At 42.9% G+C, this 13,737-nt stretch carries 14 protein-coding genes and 1 riboswitch; of the genes, 11 read left to right on the top strand and 3 right to left on the bottom strand.

Translation table 11 applies throughout. From position 1 onward, the window contains the following. The first annotated feature begins 11 nt into the window (after nt 1–11). The 3 genes from ACIQ0H_RS13255 (at nt 12) to ACIQ0H_RS13245 (ending at nt 2,876) form a co-directional block, all read left to right on the top strand. The gene (locus tag ACIQ0H_RS13255) at nt 12–488 is read left to right on the top strand and encodes an acyl-CoA thioesterase (protein WP_403415401.1); all 477 of its coding nucleotides are present in this window, start codon (nt 12–14) and stop codon (nt 486–488) included. Between the two features lie 101 nt (nt 489–589). Further along, a riboswitch (SAM riboswitch) is annotated at nt 590–702 on the top strand. Nucleotides 703–803: 101 nt separating this feature from the next. Further along, entirely contained in the window at nt 804–1,541 is a 738-nt protein-coding gene (locus ACIQ0H_RS13250) for a cyclase family protein (protein WP_403415398.1), read from the top strand. A gap of 222 nt (nt 1,542–1,763) precedes the next feature. Next, on the top strand, nt 1,764–2,876 hold the full coding sequence (locus ACIQ0H_RS13245; RefSeq protein ID WP_403415395.1) for a 5-methyltetrahydropteroyltriglutamate--homocysteine S-methyltransferase: 1,113 nt from the start codon (nt 1,764–1,766) through the stop codon (nt 2,874–2,876). A gap of 41 nt (nt 2,877–2,917) precedes the next feature. Here the strand turns inward: ACIQ0H_RS13245 and ACIQ0H_RS13240 are convergent, their stop codons facing one another. Then, nucleotides 2,918–3,622, bottom strand: a complete 705-nt coding sequence (locus ACIQ0H_RS13240) for a class I SAM-dependent methyltransferase (protein ID WP_403415744.1) — start codon at nt 3,620–3,622, stop codon at nt 2,918–2,920. A gap of 695 nt (nt 3,623–4,317) precedes the next feature. Between ACIQ0H_RS13240 and ACIQ0H_RS13235 the strand changes: the two genes are divergently transcribed. Further along, complete coding sequence (locus ACIQ0H_RS13235) at nt 4,318–5,268, top strand: hypothetical protein (protein ID WP_403415392.1); 951 nt, start codon at nt 4,318–4,320, stop codon at nt 5,266–5,268. 55 nt (nt 5,269–5,323) lie between these two features. Here the strand turns inward: ACIQ0H_RS13235 and ACIQ0H_RS13230 are convergent, their stop codons facing one another. Both ACIQ0H_RS13230 and ACIQ0H_RS13225 read right to left on the bottom strand, forming a co-directional pair. After that, nucleotides 5,324–6,787, bottom strand: coding sequence for an aminoacyl-histidine dipeptidase (locus ACIQ0H_RS13230; RefSeq protein WP_403415390.1), 1,464 nt, complete (start codon nt 6,785–6,787; stop codon nt 5,324–5,326). Between the two features lie 48 nt (nt 6,788–6,835). After that, nucleotides 6,836–7,210 carry a VOC family protein gene (locus ACIQ0H_RS13225; protein ID WP_403415387.1) on the bottom strand — a complete coding sequence of 125 codons (375 nt, stop codon included), beginning with the start codon at nt 7,208–7,210 and terminating at the stop codon, nt 6,836–6,838. A 211-nt stretch (nt 7,211–7,421) separates the two neighbouring features. On the opposite strand from ACIQ0H_RS13225, the gene ACIQ0H_RS13220 reads away from it, so the two are divergent. The 7 genes from ACIQ0H_RS13220 to ACIQ0H_RS13190 all read left to right on the top strand — a co-directional run bounded on the left by ACIQ0H_RS13220 (nt 7,422) and on the right by ACIQ0H_RS13190 (nt 13,736). Next, nucleotides 7,422–8,204 carry a hypothetical protein gene (locus ACIQ0H_RS13220; protein ID WP_403415385.1) on the top strand — a complete coding sequence of 261 codons (783 nt, stop codon included), beginning with the start codon at nt 7,422–7,424 and terminating at the stop codon, nt 8,202–8,204. Nucleotides 8,205–8,209: 5 nt separating this feature from the next. Beyond that, nucleotides 8,210–8,980: a hypothetical protein gene (locus tag ACIQ0H_RS13215; protein ID WP_403415382.1), complete on the top strand. Its 771-nt coding sequence runs from the start codon at nt 8,210–8,212 to the stop codon at nt 8,978–8,980. A gap of 3 nt (nt 8,981–8,983) precedes the next feature. Continuing rightward, the gene (locus ACIQ0H_RS13210; protein ID WP_403415379.1) at nt 8,984–9,352 is read left to right on the top strand and encodes a GntR family transcriptional regulator; all 369 of its coding nucleotides are present in this window, start codon (nt 8,984–8,986) and stop codon (nt 9,350–9,352) included. After that, a complete protein-coding gene (locus ACIQ0H_RS13205; protein WP_403415377.1) occupies nt 9,345–10,043 on the top strand; it encodes an ABC transporter ATP-binding protein in 699 nt (232 codons plus the stop codon). The genes ACIQ0H_RS13210 and ACIQ0H_RS13205 overlap by 8 nt, the downstream gene beginning before the upstream one ends. Before the next feature lie 7 nt (nt 10,044–10,050). Further along, a complete protein-coding gene (locus tag ACIQ0H_RS13200; RefSeq protein ID WP_403415375.1) occupies nt 10,051–10,968 on the top strand; it encodes an ABC transporter ATP-binding protein in 918 nt (305 codons plus the stop codon). Further along, nucleotides 10,946–11,887: an ABC transporter permease gene (locus ACIQ0H_RS13195; protein WP_403415372.1), complete on the top strand. Its 942-nt coding sequence runs from the start codon at nt 10,946–10,948 to the stop codon at nt 11,885–11,887. The genes ACIQ0H_RS13200 and ACIQ0H_RS13195 overlap by 23 nt, the downstream gene beginning before the upstream one ends. Nucleotides 11,888–12,347: 460 nt before the next feature. Next, nucleotides 12,348–13,736 (top strand): TldD/PmbA family protein, encoded by a 1,389-nt coding sequence (locus ACIQ0H_RS13190; RefSeq protein WP_403415369.1) that lies wholly within the window; start codon nt 12,348–12,350, stop codon nt 13,734–13,736. The last annotated feature ends 1 nt before the right edge of the window (nt 13,737 follow it).

Below are 13,737 nucleotides of genomic sequence, written 5' to 3'. Positions count from 1 at the left end.
GGGAGAGCTATATGCAAGAAAAAAGACCTATGGGCCAATCACGCACGATCCAGACAAAACTGGTCTTGCCGCCAGATACGAATCACCTACAGACAATTTTCGGAGGAAAAGTGCTCGCATATATCGATGAAATTGCGGATATCGCTGCCATGAAACATTCAAAAACAGCGGTCGTTACAGCTTCTATCGATTCAGTTGACTTTGTTTCATCAGCACGTGTTGGAGATGTCCTTGAACTGGAAGCAGTCGTCACTTCGACAGGTCGAACATCGATGGAAGTATTCGTGTCCGTTCATTCGATGAACCTGCTGACAGGTGAAACGAAACTGACAACCGAATCATTTTTGACGATGGTTGCCATGGACAAGGATAACAAACCAACTCCAGTACCCGGGATTTATCCTGAAACGGATGCTGAAAAGAGTCTGTTTGAAACAGCACCTGCTCGCCGCGAGCACCGGAAAGTACGGAGTGAGATGAAGCATTAATCAAAACTAATAAATTATCAATTAAAAACATTTTATACTTTCGCTGTTGACATTCTATTCAAAGGCCTGTATTGTACTATCTAATAACTGAATACGTAACTTTCTTATCCAGAGAGGTGGAGGGACTGGCCCTTTGATACCTCAGCAACAGACTTTTTAAGTACTGTGCTAATTCCAGAAGCCAAGCGTAATGCTTGTAGCTTGAAGATAAGAAGAGCAAAAAGCGAAACTGCCAAAACCTCTTCTTTAAGTATAGAAGAGGTTTTTTGTTCTTTCTGGAGACTGTTACCTTCAAGTAAAAAAGGAGGAATTTTTATGTCAAATGAATTACTGAATGCACTTACGTTATTAAAAAAGAAAGAGTGGGTCGATTTAACGCATACCTTTGGACCCGATTCTCCGCATTTTTCAGCCTTTGATGCAGCAAAATTTACGACGTTGTTCGATCATGATGATGGATTTTTTGCACAGAGCTTTACATTTGCGGGGCAGTACGGCACGCATATTGACGCGCCCATCCACTTCGTTCGAGATACGAGATATTTGGATGAATTGGGCTTGAAAGAGTTAGTGTTACCACTTGTCGTTATTGATAAATCCAAAGAATCCGATGAAAATCATGACTTTACATTAACCGTTGAAGATATTTTGACATTTGAAGAGCAGTACGGACGAATTGAGCCAGGTACATTTGTGGCACTGCGTACAGATTGGAGCAAGCGCTGGCCGGATAACGAGGCGTTTTGCAATAAAGATGCCGATGGAAATAACCGCATACCCGGTTGGGGTCTTGAGGCTTTGAAGTTTTTACTCGAAGAACGACAAGTAAAAGCGGTTGGACATGAAACATTTGATACAGACTCGGCTATTGATTTTCAAAAGAACCAGGCACTGCTAGGCGAATATTATGTGCTCGAGCAAGACACGTACCAAATCGAATTATTAACGAATCTAGATAAATTGCCTGCAAAGGGCACAGTCATTTTCAACATCGTTCCGAAGCCGGAAAAAGCATCGGGATTCCCAGTACGCTCATTTGCGATACTGCCATAACTATAAAAAGCCCGCTCATTCGCGGTTCTAACCAACTAATAGAAAAGTACTGCACCCATTCGTGCATCTGTCTTACCTACAAAGAAGGAATTCGCTCATACGCGTTCTTCCCTAACCAATCGCACTCATTTGTGCACATGTTCGAACCATAAAAACGCTCATTTGCGCTTACACATAAGAAAATCATAATAAACTACTAAAAATAGAAAGAAGGAATTGCCGATGACAAACACATCAACTACGTTAACGAAAGCACCATTTAGAGCAGATCATGTTGGAAGTTTACTACGACCGGATAATTTGCACCAAGCACGTAAAGAGTTCAAGGAAGGTGCGATTACTGCACAACAATTGCGCGAAGTCGAAACACAGGAAATTAAACGCATTGTTGATAAACAAATCGAAGTTGGCTTGGAACTTGTGACGGACGGCGAGTTTAGACGGACTTGGTGGCATTTAGATTTCCTAGAGCATCTAAATGGAATTGAAGGGTTCGTACCTGAGACGGGTTATGTATTTGAAGGCGTTGAAACAGAAAGATACAACGTTCGAAACGCAGGCAAGATCTCTTTTAATCCCGGGCATCCATTCATCAAAGACTTTATTGAGTTTAACGAAATCGTTGGAGGTCGTGCCGTTGCAAAACAAACGATTCCAAGTCCAAACCAACTATTTAATATTGGAATTCGTGATGTAAATATTTATCCGGATATCGAGGACTATGCAAAAGACATTATTCAGGCATACAAAGATGCACTCAACGCATTTTACGAAGCAGGTGTGCGTTACTTACAACTAGATGATGTGTACATTGCTGGATTGTCTGCGCCGGATATCCCATTCAATGACGGAGAATATTCAAGAGAACAACTCATTGACTTGGCATTGCGTGTCATTAACGGAGTGTTGGAAGGAAAACCGGAAGACTTAGTTGTAACAACGCACTTATGCCGCGGAAACTATCAATCGACATGGGCGTTTGAAGGCAGCTATGCACTAATCGCACCAACATTATTGGCGAAGGAAAAAGTGGATGGCTTCTTCTTGGAATATGATGATGAGCGCTCAGGAGACTTTCAGCCGTTAGAACATATTCCTGGTGGTGGAGCGAGTGTTGTCCTTGGCGTTGTCACTTCGAAAAACGGAGAAGTGGAAGATAAAGAGGCTGTTAAAGCCCGCATTCAAGAAGCCGCGAAGTACGTGCCACTTGAACAATTATGCTTAAGCCCGCAGTGTGGCTTTGCTTCCACACACCATGGCAATAAATTAACGGAAGATGAGCAGTGGGAGAAGTTGAAGTTCATCGTCGATGTTGCAAAAGAAGTTTGGGGATAAAACGAATAAACCGAAACAGAGCTCATTCGCTTTGTTTCGGTTTATTTTCTTCTAAATAAAGCAGTCCATAATCCAGCGACACCAAATACTTCATCCGATTGTTCTACCTGTTTCATTTTACGAATTTCTATCTCTTCAAAGTCATGAAAGATCATTCTTAACTTCTCTTCTGTAAAACCTAATCCACCATTCAAACTACGCAATGTATAGACATCCCAATCCGATATGTCCGCACCTCCTAATTCTCCGCCTTGAACAAAACAAGTAATGGAGAAGTAGCCACCCGGTTTTAAAGCTTTTTGAACTAAATGTATATAATCCATTCTTCGATGAGGCGCAATATGATGAAAGCAGCCTGAGTCATAGACGATATCGTATGTTTCATCCTTAATTGTAATATCAAAAATATTTTTGTGTATGAAGTTTACGCTTAGATTCCTTTCTTGCGCCCGTTCAGTAGCCCATTGCAACGATGGTTCCGATAAATCCACTGCATCCACTGTACAACCTTGTTCAGCTAAGTAAATAGCATTTCGACCAGGACCGCATCCAAGTTCAAGGGCGCTTCCGGGGTGTAGTAGTTCTTTCTCGAAATAGGCGACTAAATTTTCGTCGGGCTTGTTAGCGAAAAAGGGAATGACTTTTTCGCGATCAGCATAAAAATCGTTCCAAAACGTCGTTGGTTCACGCAATAAAGAATCTAACATCTCTAATACATTCTCATAGCTAGTAATGGTTTCTTTCAATAGAATGCCTTCTTTCTTTTCAGAAATAGAGTACTCATTCATTGTACGAAATATCCTATGAAAGTTTGTTTCAACAGCGTTAAATTCGTGTTAATTAGCATTAGCAAGGTTTTTCCTCATCGTAGCTATTATGCCGTCTACCATACGTAAAGGTGTTAAATTTCCTTTTTTATAACATGATCAGGGATTAGTTTAACTTTGCTTAGATCGCAGCTAAACGCCCGGGAATCCTGTCGGAGTGGATATGATTTTTAGTGTTTTGTCCTTTTGTTACAAGTATTACGCTTAGATTGCAACCCATATCGGTTCGCTGAACTTGCTAACAGTTGTTAGTGAATCATCAACAAATGTGGGTAATTTGGTGTTTTAAATCACTCGATGTTGGTTATCCACATGTGGGTAACTTGATTGTTGTTTCTTCAGTCGCACACGGCCGCTCCACGAAAATTTTGTCCACATGCGTCGCATGAGGTTAGAAAGAAAAGCAAGGCCCTTGTCTAGAGGCATAAGGGCCTTGCTTTTTCTCGTTGTAAATCGATGATAATGGGCTTCGTCTCCTTTATTAATTCGAAAAGGCCATTTCACGAACTATATGGAAGTGAGCGATTGAAAACTCCCTAAATTATTTAAATCTTTGCGGGTGGAGTGAAACTTCGTCCATTCATTTCCGTATATAGTAAAAAGGGGTGCTGGCGATGAGACAGGATATCTATGAGCGACAAATGGATTTGACGATGAAGCGGACTGAGTATAATCGCATAAAAAGACGACTTGATGGGGCAGAGGCTCAGTTAAAAGAGGCCATTGTGTTACGTGATGAGCTCCATCAACAATTGACGAAAGAGCAACAAGATGTTGTGAAGCTTGGGAAGTTTTCTTTTATGAATAAAGTCAAAGAGTGGACTGGTAAATGGGATGAACAGATGGGGAAAGAAATTGCCGAGGCAGCTGAAGCGGAATTGAAATTTAATGATGCGGAGAAAACGGTGAAGGATATGGAGGCGGAAGCTGAGCGTTTGCGTGAAGAGATGACGAATCCGGATTTCGCATATATTGAGGCCGATTGGTCAGATTTTCTACAGGAAAAAGCGGCATGGATTCGGCGGAACGATTCAGTTGCCAATGCCACATTACAAAAGATTGCGGATGATCAGGTAAGACTCCGTTCAATCATGCGGGAAATCAATGAGGCGAGTGATGCGGGAAACAAAGCAATTTATGCACTTGATGCGGCCCTCGATAAGCTTGGTTCTGCAGAAGGATTATCGATGTGGGACACGTTTCTTGGAGGCGGATTGATCGTATCAGCGATGAAGTATTCCGAAATCAATAGTTCGGATGACCATGTTCATCGTGCACAACGAGCGCTGCGTCAATTCGAAACGGAACTGATGGATGTTCAAAACGTTGCGGCGGAATCATTCACCGTTAATAAAAATGATATTTATACGTTCACAGATGTGTTTTTTGATAATATCTTTTCGGACTGGATGGTACATTCGCGGATTACGGACGCCAAAAGTAAGTTAAATGTAGTGCTTCAGGACGTACGGAGGGTACAAGACCAGCTTACGAGAAAGCATGCCGAGATGGCGCATGCACTGGAACGGCTTGATGTGCAGGAAAAAGAAATTATTGAAGCGTGATAGGGAAAAACACCAAGTTGCTTCTAAACTTGGTGTTTTTGGATGAAGGTCTTGGTTAATCTACCTTCATTTTTCCTAATGTATAAATGAAATACTCCCAATTATTGATAGTGGAAGGGATGCTGACATGTTCGTCAGGCGTATGCACATGGAACATATCCGGTCCGAGTGAAACAGCATCTAGTCCAGGAATCTTTTCGATAAAGACCCCACATTCAATACCTGCATGCACGGCAATCACATCGATCTCTTTACCGTACTTTTCTCTATACGTTTGTTCAAATAATTTCTTCACTTGTGAATCAGGATGATAAGGCCATTCTGGATAATCAGCGTCGATTAGCACTTCGCAGCCAAGCATGTCCGCTAACGTTTTGGCTTGCGTTACCATGTTAGCTTTTGCACTTTTAATGGAGCTTCTAATTTCATTTTCAAAATGTATGGCTGAATCAGTCGTTGAAACGACCCCTAAATTTGTTGAACTCTCCACGAGTCCCGCGATACCCATGCTCATAGCTTGGACACCGTGTGGAATGAGTAATAAGGCGGTAATTGCTTTCTGCTTTGTATCTTCTGCGAAAACAGCAGTCGAGTTACTTTTAATTTTTTCGAAGCCGATGGACACACCTGGATCCGTCATCCGTAGCTCATTTTTGAAAGTTTGCTCCCATTGCTCGATTCTTTCTTGGATGTTGTTCACATCATTTGATTGAATCCAAACAATGGCTTCCGCTTCGCGGGGAATGGCATTTGATTTTAAACCACCTGATATCTGTTGAATACTGTAAGGAAATTCAGTTGATAAATCATGTAATACTCTACCTAATAGTTTAGTGGAATTTCCTCTTTCCTTATTGATGGAGATCCCTGAGTGACCGCCTTTTAATCCTCTAATGCGAATACGGTAAGCGACTTCATCCTTTGAAGCCTGCGCCCATATAATCGGCAACACTTGCGTGACATGCACGCCTCCGGCACTGCTCACAAGAAGCTTGCCATCCTCTTCGGAATCAAGATTAATAAAAATTTTCCCTGTAAAGTGACTCGCGTCAACGGCAATTGCACCGTTCATGGTGGTTTCTTCTTCCGTCGTAATCACTACTTCAAGAGAAGGATGTGGAATATCTGTTGAATCCAATAACGCTAAGGCGTAAGCGACAGCGATACCGTTATCCGCGCCTAATGTTGTATCCGTAGCGTATAGCATGTCCCCAATAATCCTTAATTGAAGAGGATCCTTGTCGAAGTCATGCGTTGTATCTTGATTTTTTTCACAAACTATATCCATATGGCCTTGAATAATGACGGTCGGAGCGCTCTCGTAACCAGTTGTTGCTGCTTTTTTAATGATGACGTTTAATGTCTCATCTTGGATGACTTTTAAGTTGCGTTCCTGGGCAAAGCGCACCAAATAATCACTAATGGCCTGCTCGTTGCCCGAGCCTCTTGGGATAGCCGATATTTCTGCAAAGTAATGAAATACGATATGCTGTGTCAATTCTTCTAGATTGCTATACATGGGATTCACCCTTTCGTTTAATCAATTACGCCTTGGCGTAATTGAGCTTCATTCCTCCCTGTTAAACTCTAAAAACTCAATTCGGTTACCAAACGGATCATGTGTGAAAAAGCGAGAACGACCTGCGATAGGTGGTTCGTTGCTAATCACATACTCAGCTTCTTGCAACCGAGATTTCAATTGTTCAAGTGCTTGCACTGTAAAGCCTGGATGTGCTTTTTTAGCTGGAGTGAAGTCGTTTTGAATACCAATATGGACCTCTTGAGAGCCACAAAGGAACCAACAGCCTCCTCGTGCTTTCAAGTTTTCAGGTTTCGGAATTTCTTCCATACCGAGCAACTCGCCGTAAAATTTCCGTGCCGCTGCATCGGAACCAGCCGGCGCCGCAATCTGGATGTGATCAATACCTGTAAGGAATGTCATTGTCGATCTCCCCTTTGAAAGTTATACCTTTAGTATAATCTTCAACTTATCGGAAGACTATGACTCTTTTTGGATATTGATGGTTAAGGATTTCTTATTGGTTTGATTAAAGACCATAGTATTGAAATTTTTTACAAACGAATCACTTTACAATTTCTCTGCATATAGTGTACTATGTAACTAATACACTGATAGTAAAGGAGGTAAGCTGATGCAACAGTGGAACGGGTTGTTGAGAAAAGAATGGGTGACAATGAAGTGGACGTTAATTAGTAGTGCAATATTTGGGGTTATCATCATGTCATTTCTTCCACTACTGATCTCCAACTTTTTTGGATTAGAAATTCATGTTTTTGAAGTGGCGCTTGTTATTTGTTTTATCTGGGCGGGCGCGGGGGTGCTGACGCCGGTAGTTACTTTGCTAGTGATGTTAGAGAGAGAAATGAAGCATCCGGATGTATGGCTACATTCAACGGCATCTATTTTCAAACTGGTTGGGGCGAAAACATTTTTTGCAACCCTGATTGGTGTGGTGGGATTGCTAATTCCCACTACGGTGCTTGCTGTCCAATACGCATTGTTCAGCTCTAAAACGTTCCTATTCGATGATTTGCTTTTCTTTGGGAGTCTGTTCATCGTAACGATTTTTGCAGTGTCGATAATATTTATGAGTATCGGATTTCTTTTCTGGGTGTTCGATCGACTGATGAAACCGTATTTAAAGGGATTTTCAATCGTTGCTACGGTCATTTTATTCTTCATGTCATCTCGTTTATACGGTCTATTTGTCCTTTCCGAACTATACGAGAAACTGATTTTAATTGGCCCTATTGATGTCATGAAAATAAAGAATCCGAAAATTAGCGTGGATTTCATTTACTTCGATCATACAGAGACATTTTTTTACACAGGTGAAATTGTCTTCGATATGTTCTTTGCAGTCGCGATGTTTATTGTAGCAGCCGTTCTTTTTGAGAAGAAAGTGAGGTTGTAAACGATATGAAAAGTTGGAGAGGTTTAGTGCAAAAAGAGTGGACGCAGATGAAGTGGAGACTGATTTTCTTTGGGTTAATCAATAGCTTGATTCTGTTCTGGGGTGTGGATCATCTGGTTTTTGGGGTGCAGGAAGGGTTCCTCACTTCTATCCAACCGATGATTGGACTATGTTTTGTCCTTCACTTAATTATGGCGGTGTCATTGCTCCTCGATAGTTTAGGAAAAGATATCGGGCGACCGGATATTTGGCTTCATTCCCCAGCGTCGATGCGGCAGCTAGTGGGGGCAAAGTTTTTACTCATACTCTTGGCAACAGGATTTTCCCTTTTGTTGTGCGGGATAATTGCAGGTATCTCCTATTACGTGGGGGGAGAACTAGTTTCCGTTGTGGACGATCTGGCTTTATTGCTCAGTGTGGGTGTAGTTGTATTGTTGAACGCGGTCTATGTCATGGCACTCGTTTTTTTCTTCTGGTCGATTTACCAGGTGTTCCGTTCCTGGATGGGTTGGATCGCGATTGCTGTCATTATTATTTTGGTGAACGTCTGGCTTTATGGATGGGCAGTTGTCTGGTTCACGGAAGTGTTCCAAACGGTCAAAGATGTGGGGGCGATGTATGGGCCGATACAGTCAATGGACCTCTTACTCGTTAACAATTATATTGTCCCGGGTGGAACGATTTTAACGGTTGGCAGTCTTGGCCTCTACGGCGTGATGACGGTACTCTATTTCACTGTCGGATCCATGTTATTCGAAAAGAAAGTGAGGTTGTAAACGATGGGCATAGATTTTCTTCCAGACAAACCAATTTACCAGCAGCTCATCGACCTGATTACGGGCGATATTATCCGAGGAACGTTGAATCCAGGGGAGAAACTTCCGTCCGTTCGTGATTATGCAGTTGAAGCCGGTGTGAATGCCAATACGATGCAGCGCGTCTATAAGGAGCTGGAGCAGATGGAAATCACAGAGACGAAAAGAGGGCAAGGGTCTTTCGTGACGGAAGATGAAGCGAAAATTGCTAGGCTCCGATATGAAATGAAAGAGCAACTTGTCACGTCATTTATTCAGAGTGTGGAAGCACTTGGTTTTTCAACGTCTGAAATCGTGCAACACATACAAGAACGGGGTGGGACAAATGATTAAGTTGAACAATGTCTCGAAGAAGTATGGCACGCGGAAAGCGCTAGACGATATTACGCTAACGTTACCACAGGGGAAAATCGTTGGACTTGTGGGGGAGAACGGTAGTGGAAAGACGACACTTCTGAAGCTGATGGCAGGATTGTTGACACCGAATTCGGGGTTTGCGATGTATGATGGCAGTCGGATTACGCGTAAAGTAGCTAGCCGTATTGCGTATATGCCGGATACGGATTTGTTTTACCCGTACTTTACAGTCGCTCAGCTATTTGAGTTTTACGAGTCGCAGTTTCCAGATTTTAATCCGACGAAGGCGAAGGATCTTGCTCAGTTTTTGAATGTGTCACTGGATTCAAAAATGAAGACATTGTCGAAAGGGAACCGTGGACGGGTTAAAATTGCGGCGACACTTGGACGGGAAGCAGATTATTATTTGTTGGATGAACCGTTTTCTGGTCTCGATCCAATGGTGCGAGACGATATCGCGAAAGGACTGATTCGTTTCACCGACCCGGGGCGGCAAACCGTCATCATGTCGACGCATGAATTAAAAGAAGTGGAACCATTGCTCGATGAAATCGTTGTACTAAAAGGGAATCGGATGATTGCACACGAAGCGGTTGACGTCATCCGTGATACGTACGGAAAAGATGCCACCTCGTGGATGGTGTCATTGTTTAGGGAAGGAAGTTGATGTGGACATGAAACCGATAGTAGAATTGAAGAATTTATCGAAAACAATTGGCAAGAAAAAGATTGTCGATACCTTAAATTTAGCGTTGTACCCCGGGCAAATTACAGGATTCCTTGGACCAAATGGAGCGGGGAAAACAACGACGATTCGGATGATGGTTGGGCTGATGGAGCCATCTGGCGGGGATGTCATGATTGACGGCATTTCTCTTGCGGATGATTTTGAAGGGGGACTTTCCAAAGTCGGGGTGATTGTTGAGAATCCTGAAATGTATAAGTTTATGTCTGGCTACAAAAACCTTGTACACTTTGCGCGCATGCATGAGGGTGTGACGAAGGAACGGATTCATGAAGTTGTCAATCAGGTTGGCATGCAAAATCGGATTCATGAGAAAGTGTCGACATATTCACTTGGGATGCGGCAACGTCTTGGGCTTGCGCAAGCCTTGTTGCACCGACCGAAATTTTTGATTTTGGATGAACCGACGAATGGATTGGATCCGGCGGGGATTCGTGAGTTCCGTATGCATTTACGTGACATTGCGGAAAAAGAAGGCGTTGCCGTTTTTGTTTCTAGCCATATGCTGTCGGAAATAGAGCTGATGTGTGATCGAATTGCGGTTATACAAAACGGCAAGTTGATTGATATACGTGAAATGTCGGGAATGCAAGAATCGCATTACTACATTGAAGCACTTCCGCGAGATGCGGCTGAGACTCTCCTTAAAGAACAAGGATTCTCTGTTGAATCACATCAGGATGGATTTATTATCAACGCAGAGAAAGAACAGATTCCGGCACTTATTCAGCAATTTGCGTTGCAGCAACAGCAGATTTTTGCCGTTCAGCCGTATCGTAAAACGCTTGAGGATGAGTTCTTAGAAATGACGGGAGGTGGCCAGATTGCTCAATCTCATACAAAATGAATGGATGAAATTATGGAATAAAAAAGCGACGTGGGTGATGACCATTTTGCTCGTCATGATGATTGTTGGGATGATGGGTTTAACAAAATGGATGCAGACGATCAATGATTTCGGGGAGCAAGACTGGAAACAGTATGTACAGGATGATTTAGCCTATACGCAAGAACAACTTGCCAATCCAACGCTTGTGTCTAGCGAGCGTGAAGGGTTCGAAGACAGGGAGAAGGTACTTGAATACCGGCTTGCGAATTCAGTTAAACCATTGGAAGGCCACAGTAGGGAACGAATGATTATGGACTCTGCTGGCATTGGTTCGGTCGTTGTTTTATTGACGGTTATCGCTGCAGCGGGGATTGTAGCATCTGAATTTACACAAGGAACAATCAAGATGTTGTTATCGCGCCCGGTGAAAAGATGGAAGATCCTAACGGCAAAATATGTAACGGTTAACTTGTTTGGGATTCTTCTTATGCTTGTTGGATTTGTGGTTTCCGTTATGTGTGCATATATCTTCTTCCAATCTGGTGATGGGCAAGAGCTTGTCTGGAATGGGAAAGAAGTTGTAGCGGCTTCGGTTTGGGGGAAAGGGCTTTATATTCTATTGCTGTCATTTGCAAATGTGTTCGTTACGACGACGTTTGCATTTATGATTGGTAGCGTCTTCCGTTCTAGCTCAATGGCGATTGGTCTTTCGTTGTTCATCTACTTTATGGGCAATACGGTCGTCATGTTTCTTGCGAGGTATGAAATCGTGAAATACATCGTTTTCACGCATATGAATTTGACGATGTATGAAACAGGCAATATGTTCGTGGAGGGCATTACGATGCCGTTCTCGCTTGCTGTGCTTGCGGTTTATCTAATTGTATTCCTTGTCATTAGTTACACGACGTTTATGAAACGAGATATTACTGCATAAGAAAAGCCCTCCGGCATGGAGGGCTTTTTGTATGATATTAGTTTTTGTTGCTGTATGTCATAACAAGACCTGCGATGTTACCAACGAGTACGAATGCGAATAGTGCGAACATGATATATAGGAACCACATGAGACAATCACTCCTTTGATAGTAAATCCTAATTTTCATTATACCACCGCTCTAAGGGGCAAGCAATGATGGCTGGGGAGGAGTATATTTAATTTGTGGCGAATATGTTGTTGGGCGGCGAGAAAATTTTGAGTTGCAAGGAAGGGAGTAGTGGGTGCGAGCAAATTATTAAATGCTGCAGATTTAGAAGTGAGAAGAGCGAAATCGTGTGAGTTCCAGTCAGGAAGTTTTATTTAATATTAATTTACTGAAAATACTAAACTGTAAATAAAGTGTCTGTCATCTGTTTCAAGACTTCGATATAATTAGAATCTGAAGGGGGATGGGAAAATGATTAAACAATCAATTATAGAAAACGTATTAGAAGCCGCACTTTCCACAGGTGGCGATTTTTCCGAAGTGTTCATCGAAGATAAATTTACGAACACTATGATGTTACAAAGTGGAAAGATAGAGAAAAGTATTTCCGGTCGCGATTTTGGTATCGGTATCCGGATTTTCTCGGGACTTCAAAGTATATACACTTATACAACCGATTTCTCAGAAGAGGGACTGGTGAATGCGGCAAAACGCGCAGCACTTGCCATTAAAGGCGGAGGCAATGGGACGATTCATCCATTGCTAAAAGAGGAGTATGCTCCGATTCACAAAATCGCTCAAATGCCACAAACGGTAGAGCATGCACGGAAAGTAGCCGTTATGAGAAAAGCGAATGAGATTGCAAGAAATTATGACGAGCGTATCCGGCAAGTCGCGCTGCGTTATATTGATGATGAGCAGAACATCCTCATTGCAAACTCTGAAGGGAAATTCGTTGAAGATACTCGGGTCTATAGCAGAATGTCCATTCAGGCAACGGCTTCCGATGGCAATGAAATGCAAACCGGTTTCTATGGACCAGGTGCACATGCCGGTTTTGAATTTATTGAAAACCTGGACCTTAACCATTATGCAGGCGAAGCCGCACGTATCGCGGTGACGATGCTCGAGGCAGATGAATGTCCGAGTGGGAAATTCCCGGTCATTATTGACAATGAATTTGGCGGTGTGATTTTCCACGAGGCTTGCGGTCACGGCCTGGAAGCAACTGCTGTTGCCAAAAACAACTCTGTCTTCGCGAACCGAATTGGGGAGAAAGTGGCACCGGATATTGTGACGTATATCGATGACGGGACAATTCCGAACGAATGGGGTTCCCTCAATATTGATGATGAAGGTGAGAAGACGCGGAAAAACGTCCTTATTGAAGATGGTATTTTGAAAGGCTATCTCATTGATAAATTCAATGCACGCCGTATGAATGCAGAAGCGACGGGGTCTTCACGCCGCCAGTCGTATCGGTTCAATCCAACATCTCGTATGACGAACACATATATTGCGCCAGGCAAATCGACAACAGAAGAAATCATTGCGTCGACGGAACAGGGTATTTACGCGAAATACATGGGCGGAGGCTCAGTGAATCCGGCAACAGGGGATTACAACTTTGCCGTTGCAGAAGCGTATCTTGTGAAAGATGGTAAGATCGACCGTCCTGTCCGTGGTGCAACTCTGATTGGCAACGGTGCAAAAACGCTGCAGCTTGTCGACATGGTTGGTAATAACTTGGCTCATGGGGCCGGAATGTGCGGATCCGTTAGTGGAAGCTTGCCGGTCAATGTTGGTCAGCCGATGATTCGTGTCAGTGAAATTACGGTCGGTGGGACGAAGGGGGAATAAA

Origin of the sequence: Sporosarcina sp. NPDC096371 (genome assembly GCF_044762865.1) — a bacterium.
Taxonomy (GTDB): domain Bacteria; phylum Bacillota; class Bacilli; order Bacillales_A; family Planococcaceae; genus Sporosarcina.
Note: the sequence above shows the minus strand (reverse complement) of the source record. Positions and strands in the feature narration are given on the sequence as shown.

Bases quoted from the DNA above. Each gene is read 5' to 3' on its own strand.
- ACIQ0H_RS13250 (WP_403415398.1), top strand. From the start codon at position 804: ATGTCAAATGAATTACTGAATGCACTTACGTTATTAAAAAAGAAAGAG.
- ACIQ0H_RS13215 (WP_403415382.1), top strand. From the start codon at position 8,210: ATGAAAAGTTGGAGAGGTTTAGTGCAAAAAGAGTGGACGCAGATGAAG.
- ACIQ0H_RS13205 (WP_403415377.1), top strand. From the start codon at position 9,345: ATGATTAAGTTGAACAATGTCTCGAAGAAGTATGGCACGCGGAAAGCG.
- ACIQ0H_RS13230 (WP_403415390.1), bottom strand. From the start codon at position 6,787: ATGTATAGCAATCTAGAAGAATTGACACAGCATATCGTATTTCATTAC.
- ACIQ0H_RS13255 (WP_403415401.1), top strand. From the start codon at position 12: ATGCAAGAAAAAAGACCTATGGGCCAATCACGCACGATCCAGACAAAA.
- ACIQ0H_RS13200 (WP_403415375.1), top strand. From the start codon at position 10,051: ATGAAACCGATAGTAGAATTGAAGAATTTATCGAAAACAATTGGCAAG.
- ACIQ0H_RS13225 (WP_403415387.1), bottom strand. From the start codon at position 7,210: ATGACATTCCTTACAGGTATTGATCACATCCAGATTGCGGCGCCGGCT.
- ACIQ0H_RS13220 (WP_403415385.1), top strand. From the start codon at position 7,422: ATGCAACAGTGGAACGGGTTGTTGAGAAAAGAATGGGTGACAATGAAG.
- ACIQ0H_RS13235 (WP_403415392.1), top strand. From the start codon at position 4,318: ATGAGACAGGATATCTATGAGCGACAAATGGATTTGACGATGAAGCGG.
- ACIQ0H_RS13210 (WP_403415379.1), top strand. From the start codon at position 8,984: ATGGGCATAGATTTTCTTCCAGACAAACCAATTTACCAGCAGCTCATC.
- ACIQ0H_RS13190 (WP_403415369.1), top strand. From the start codon at position 12,348: ATGATTAAACAATCAATTATAGAAAACGTATTAGAAGCCGCACTTTCC.
- ACIQ0H_RS13245 (WP_403415395.1), top strand. From the start codon at position 1,764: ATGACAAACACATCAACTACGTTAACGAAAGCACCATTTAGAGCAGAT.